This window comes from Mesorhizobium sp. M1E.F.Ca.ET.041.01.1.1 (genome assembly GCF_003997355.1).
In the GTDB taxonomy this organism is placed as follows: domain Bacteria; phylum Pseudomonadota; class Alphaproteobacteria; order Rhizobiales; family Rhizobiaceae; genus Mesorhizobium.
Window position 1 is genome coordinate 1 of the sequence record NZ_RZSL01000411.1, and the last position, 5,633, is coordinate 5,633.

Consider the following 5,633-nt stretch of genomic DNA (forward strand, 5'->3'; position numbering starts at 1 on the left):
ATCTCCCCCTCAAGGAGGGAGATCCCAGCCTCATCGTCCGGCGCCAAGCGCCCCAATATTCGCAATAATCCTCGCAAACGCCTCAGCCGCGCGCGGCACCGTCCGCCTCGCTCGCAGAAAACTGTGCACCAGCCGCGGCTCCTCGCGCCACATGGCATCACCGCCGGCGGCCAGAATCCTGTCGCGATAGGCCTCGCCGTCCGACGACAGCGGATCGCACTCGGCGGTGACGATGACAGTCGGCGGCAGGCCGGAGAAATCGCGGTCCCTGAGCGGCGAGAAGGTCGAGTCGTCGAGCGACTGCCCGGGCGCCGAGCGGATGCGGCGGTAGAAATCGATGTCGGCGACCGAGAGCAACGGCGCCTCGGCGTGCTGGACATAAGAGCGGCGGGTCTCGTCGCCGCCAAGACCGGGATAGATCAGCATCTGGCCGATGGCATGCCTCGGGTGGTGGCGCGTCGCGTGCGCCACAGCCGCGGCGAGATTGCCGCCGGCGCTTTCGCCGCACAGCACGATCGGCAGCGCGCTCGTCGCCGCGACCCATTCGAACACGGCAAGCGCATCGTCGAAGGAAGCGGGATGCAGGTTCTCCGGCGCCAGCCGGTAGTCTGTCGAGACCACCTCGAAGCCGGTGCCGGCGCAGATTTCGGCGCAGATGTCGTCATGGCTGTCGAGATCGCCGAGCACGAAGCCGCCGCCGTGATAGTAGACGACGATCGCCGCTGCCGGCTTGTCCGCCATGCGGTAGCGCCGGACCGGGATGGTATGCGCGGCCGTGGCGACGAGGCCGTCGCTTATACTCACGCCCTGTGGACGGCCCTGGTGGAACGCCACGCACATCCGGTTGTAGACCGCACGCTGCTCGGCGATCGGCGACGCCGCGATCTCGGGCGGGTACCAGCCATTGACCGTGTCGATATAGTCCCAGAGTTCCGGGTCGAGCAGGGCGGCATATTTGCCGCGCCCGGCCGGATCGGATGGATCGCCGGCCACCGCCGTCAGAGCTCGGCGTAGAGCCGCGCCGCGTTCTCGAAGGTGAAGCGCAGCGGCACGGAGCCCTCGACCTGCCACACCTTCACTGTATCGCCCGCCATCAGCCGGCAGGCGTCGAGCGTGTTGGTGACGGCGCCGCCATAGAGCCGATTGGCGAGGTTGAGGATGCCGGTCTGGTGCATGGCGGCACTCGCGCTGCCGCAGGCGTCCTTGACCAGCAGCACGCGAAAACCGCGGGCCACGGCATCCTTCACTGTGGCGTCGATGCAGGCCTCGGTCCAGACGCCGGCAATGACCAGCCATTCGATGCCGGACGCCTTGAGCTTGTCGCCAAAATCGTTCTTGCCGAAGGCGCTCGCTTCCTGCTTGACCAGCATGGCTTCGCCGTCTTGCGGCGCGACCTCGCGGCAGATCGCCGTCAGCGGATCGTCCTTGTCGGAGAAGGCCGACTTGCCGGTGTCGTCAATCGGATGGAACGGCCGTGCCTCGGCGAGGTCGACGATATAGGCCCAGTGGTGGAGCGGCACGAAGTTGCGCCGCGCCGCCTCCTGCAGCCGCTGGACGTTGGCAAGGATGTCGGCAAAGCCTTCGACCAGATAGCGCTTGTCCTTGCGATGCTCCTCCTGGAGATCGATGAACACCGCGGCCACCGTACCGCGCCGGATGGAAATGGGCGTTTTCATGCGGATTCTCAGACTTCGTCATTCCAGGGCGAAGCAGCCGCGAAGCGGCGTCGCGAAGACCCTGGAATCCATGCCGTTACCTTGATCGTCGATCGCTGCCTAACAGAATTCCGCACCGTGGCGAAGCGGAGACGGAACGGCATGGATTCCAGGTCTGCGCCGCGTCGCTCTGCTCCTTGCTTCGCCCTAGAATGACGCCAATCTCGAAGCTTTGCGATACCAGCATCAAATCTGCGGCTCCAGGAATTCATCCTCATACGGGAAGCGCGAGAGCAGCTCCGTGCCCGTCTCGGTGATCAGGATCTCGTCCTCCAGCTTGACGCCCTCGCGGCCGCCTTTCTCGCCGATATAGCTTTCGACGCTGACCACCATGCCGGGCACGATGACGCCGTCGCGGCCATAGGTCTCGTAGTCCATCGCGTGCGCGATGAAAGGCGTTTCGCCATGCATGCCGACGCCGTGCATCACCGAAGTGTAGCGCTGGTCGACGAAGCGATCCGGGATCTTCCAGGCCTTCTCGGCAATCTCGCGGAAAGCCATGCCGGGCTTCACGATCCCGATGTTGTGCTGCACCTGGTCATGCGCCATGCGGTAGAGCGACTTCTGGTAGGGCGTCGGCTTGCCCGGACCGCAGCGGAAGGTGCGCGAGAAATCGGAATAGTAGCCGTAGCAGCCGATCGTGTCGGTATCGAGCGCGACCAGCTCGCCCGGCCTGATCTTGCGGCCGCTCGCTTCGTTGAACCACGGGTTGGTGCGCTGTCCGGAGGTGAGCAGCCGCGTCTCGATGAACTCGCCGCCCTGGCGGATCACCTCGTGATACATGATGGCGAACAGCTCGTTCTCGGAGACGCCGGGCTTGATCGCCTCCCGCACCGCCGCCACCGCCGCTTCGGCGCCCGCCATCGAGGTCTGCAGGCATTTCACTTCCTCAGGCGTCTTCACCGCGCGCACGGCGAGGATCTCGCCCTGGCAGTCCTTGACCTCGCAGCCGCGCTTTTCCAGGGCGAGGGCCTGCAGATGGCTGCAGCGGTCAAGCCCGACCTTCATCGAGCCGCCGCCATGCTTCTTCAGAAGCTCGGTGATCTCGTCCGCGAACGGCCCGGCGGTCTCGTCGTCGCGACCGGAAACTGAGGACCACACCAGCTTCGACGGCCGTGCCTCGTCGATCGTGTCGAGCACCATCGAGACATGGTAGCTCTGCGGATACTCGAACAGCACGATCGGCCCTTCGGTCGGGATGAAGAAATAGCGGGTCGAATTGCGCAGGAAATAGCCGAACATGTTGCGCGAGCCGGTGGCATAGCGCTGGTTGTAGGGATCGAAGAGAACCACTGCGCCGTAACCCGCTTCGCGCATCCAGGCGCGCAGCTTGGTAAGCCGACCCTTACGCAGCGCGTCCGCGTTGATGAAGGACGGCTCGGTGTCCGACAGCCACATGCCGCCCGCGGGATCGGCCGCGGCCGGGTGGCGCATGCGGTCCTTGAAGTCCACATCCTCGGTGCTGTCCGGATCGAAAACGACGATGCTCATGGGTGCCTCCTGTTCTCGCGAACATAGCGGGGAAGGGCGCTGGGCTTGTGCGTTATTCCGCAAAGGTCGTGCCGGATGCCGCAGGCGTGGTTTTCGTCTAACTGCAACGCTGGCGGGACAGCACCCCCCTCTGGCCTGCCGGCCATCTCCCCCGCAAGGGGGGAGATCAGCAGCTCCGCCCGACGGCATTCTTCCGCAATATTTGGCGATTGGCGAAAGCGGCGGCGACATCCAATCTCTCCCCTTGCGGGGGAGAGATGGCCGGCAGGCCAGAGGGGGGTGTGACGGAACTCGGCCTACTGAAAGACGGCGCTTAGTGCCGCCGCATCGCCTTAGGCGCACGCCCATGCTCCTCGCGAAACGCCCGGGCAAAGCTCGACATCGAAGCAAACCCGCAGGCCAACGCGACGTCGCGCACCATCAGCGTCGAGTGTGCCAAGAGATCGGCGGCGCGCTTCAGGCGCAGCCGCCGGTAGTAGCCGTTGGGCGAGATATCCAACTCGGCGCGGAAATTGCGCTCGAGCTTGTCGGGCGAGACGCCGAGCCGCTCCGCCAGTTCCGCCATGCCGAGCCGCTCCTCCACCGCATCCTCCATGATGGCGATGGCTGACAGCACAAGCTCGTTCTGCACCCCGGTGCGCAGGCGAAGCGGCATCAGCTTGCGGTCGACGCTCGACCGCAAAGGTGAATGCACGAACCATTCGGCGACACCCGCCGCGAGCTCCGAGCCATAATCGCGCGTGATGATCTCCAGCATCATGTCGAGGCTGCCGACGCCGCCGGCCGAGGTGAAGCGCTTGCGGTCGATGACGAAGAGGTCGCGCCTGAGCTCGATGTCCGGGAAAGCCTCGGTGAAGGCGGCCTGGCTGGTCCAGTGCAAGGTGCAGGCATGGCCGTCGAGCAGGCCGGCGCGAGCCAGAAAGAAGGCGGCATCGGCCACGGCCCCGATATGCGCGCCGCCGCGCAGGCTTTTCCTGATCCAGCTCATCGCCTCGTCGGCCACGACATGGTCGGCATCGCCGCCGGAACAGACGACAATGCGGTCGACCTTCGGCGCGTCGGCCGCCGAGAAGCCGGGCTGGATGACGACGCCGTTGGAAGCCTCGACCGTGCCACGGTCGGCGCCGACGATCATCCAGCGGTAGCATTCGCGTTTGGCAAGGATATTGGCGGCGCGAAGCGGCTCGATGACCGAGGAAAATGCCATCATCGGGAAACCGGGAAACACCAGCACCGCGAAGGTGAGGGGGGCTTCGTGTGCCTCAGGCAGGATGCGGTCCCTTTTACGGCTGGCGAGGATGGCGCTCACAATTGTGTATTTCCCGCACGCTGTATTGGTGGCAGAGAAGGCCAAACTGTAGCGGGCCGTTCGGGCCGCGTACAACGGAGAAACGACCAGGATGTTTGCGGCAACCGCCATCGACACGAGCAACAAGCCGGCCTTCTACAACGAGTTGGCCACGCAACTGAAAGCGCTGCTGGAAGGCGAGGGCGATTCCATCGCCAACGCCGCCAACACCTCGGCGCTGATCTACCAGATGGTGCCCGATCTCAACTGGGCTGGCTTCTATTTCCTGCAGTCCGACGAAGAGCTGGTGCTCGGCCCCTTCCAGGGCAAGCCGGCCTGTGTGCGCATCGCGGTCGGCAAAGGCGTCTGCGGCACGGCGGTCGATCTCGGCATGTCGATGCTGATCAAGGACGTGCACGATTTTCCCGGCCACATCGCCTGCGATGCCGACTCGCGCTCGGAACTGGTCGTGCTTTTGCGCGATGCGGACGGCGTGTTCGGCGTGCTCGACCTCGACAGCCCGCTGCCCGGCCGCTTCGACAAGGAAGACCAGGCCGGTATCGAGAAACTCGCCGCGATCTATGTGGCGGCGAGTTCTTTCGAGGACTAGACGAGTTTCACCAGCACCAGGCCGAAGCAGGCGATAAACAGAAAAGCCGAGAAGGCCAGCATCAGCGGGCGCAGGCCGCGCGAGCGCAGCTGCGAAATATCGGCCTGCAGGCCCATGGCGGCAAGCCCCATGGTCAGCATGACCTGCGCCGCGAGCGCAATCGCCGAGTGGATCTGCCCCGGAATCGCGACCAGGCTGTTCAGCGCCACGACCGCGACGAAAGCGACGACGAACCACGGCATCGGCGGTTTCGCGGTTGAGGCATCGGCGCTGCCGCGGCGCGCCATAAGGCCGAGCGCGACTACCATCGGCGCCAGCATGGCGACGCGCGTCAACTTGGCGACGGTCGCTGTTTCGCCGGCAAAAGTGCCGTTCTGGAAGCCGGCGCCGATCACCTGTGCCACCTCGTGGATCGAAGCGCCGGCCCACAGGCCGAAAGCATGCTGGTCGAGGCCGAATAGAGGCGCCAGCAGCGGGAAGCAGAGCATGGCGATGGTGCCGAACAGGGTTATTGCGGCAACCGCATAGG

The 5,633-nt window shown here is 65.2% G+C and carries 6 protein-coding genes; 1 reads left to right on the forward strand and 5 read right to left on the reverse strand.

The genetic code is table 11. The features are described from left to right. Nucleotides 1-30: 30 nt before the first annotated feature. The 4 genes from EOA38_RS26210 to EOA38_RS26230 form a co-directional block, all read right to left on the reverse strand. Nucleotides 31-993, reverse strand: coding sequence for an alpha/beta hydrolase (locus EOA38_RS26210; RefSeq protein ID WP_127300597.1), 963 nt, complete (start codon nucleotides 991-993; stop codon nucleotides 31-33). Between the two features lie 5 nt (nucleotides 994-998). Next, a complete protein-coding gene (locus tag EOA38_RS26215; RefSeq protein WP_127300598.1) occupies nucleotides 999-1,676 on the reverse strand; it encodes an isochorismatase family protein in 678 nt (225 codons plus the stop codon). Between the two features lie 225 nt (nucleotides 1,677-1,901). Then, nucleotides 1,902-3,206, reverse strand: coding sequence for a Xaa-Pro peptidase family protein (locus EOA38_RS26220; RefSeq protein WP_127300599.1), 1,305 nt, complete (start codon nucleotides 3,204-3,206; stop codon nucleotides 1,902-1,904). A 313-nt stretch (nucleotides 3,207-3,519) separates the two neighbouring features. Then, entirely contained in the window at nucleotides 3,520-4,416 is an 897-nt protein-coding gene (locus EOA38_RS26230) for a GlxA family transcriptional regulator (protein WP_245480921.1), read from the reverse strand. A 190-nt stretch (nucleotides 4,417-4,606) separates the two neighbouring features. On the opposite strand from EOA38_RS26230, the gene EOA38_RS26235 reads away from it, so the two are divergent. Then, nucleotides 4,607-5,104: a GAF domain-containing protein gene (locus tag EOA38_RS26235; protein WP_127300600.1), complete on the forward strand. Its 498-nt coding sequence runs from the start codon at nucleotides 4,607-4,609 to the stop codon at nucleotides 5,102-5,104. Here EOA38_RS26235 and EOA38_RS26240 read toward each other — a convergent pair. Next, nucleotides 5,101-5,633: putative sulfate exporter family transporter (locus tag EOA38_RS26240; protein ID WP_127300601.1), on the reverse strand; the 533-nt coding region annotated here is incomplete at its 5' end. The genes EOA38_RS26235 and EOA38_RS26240 overlap by 4 nt on opposite strands.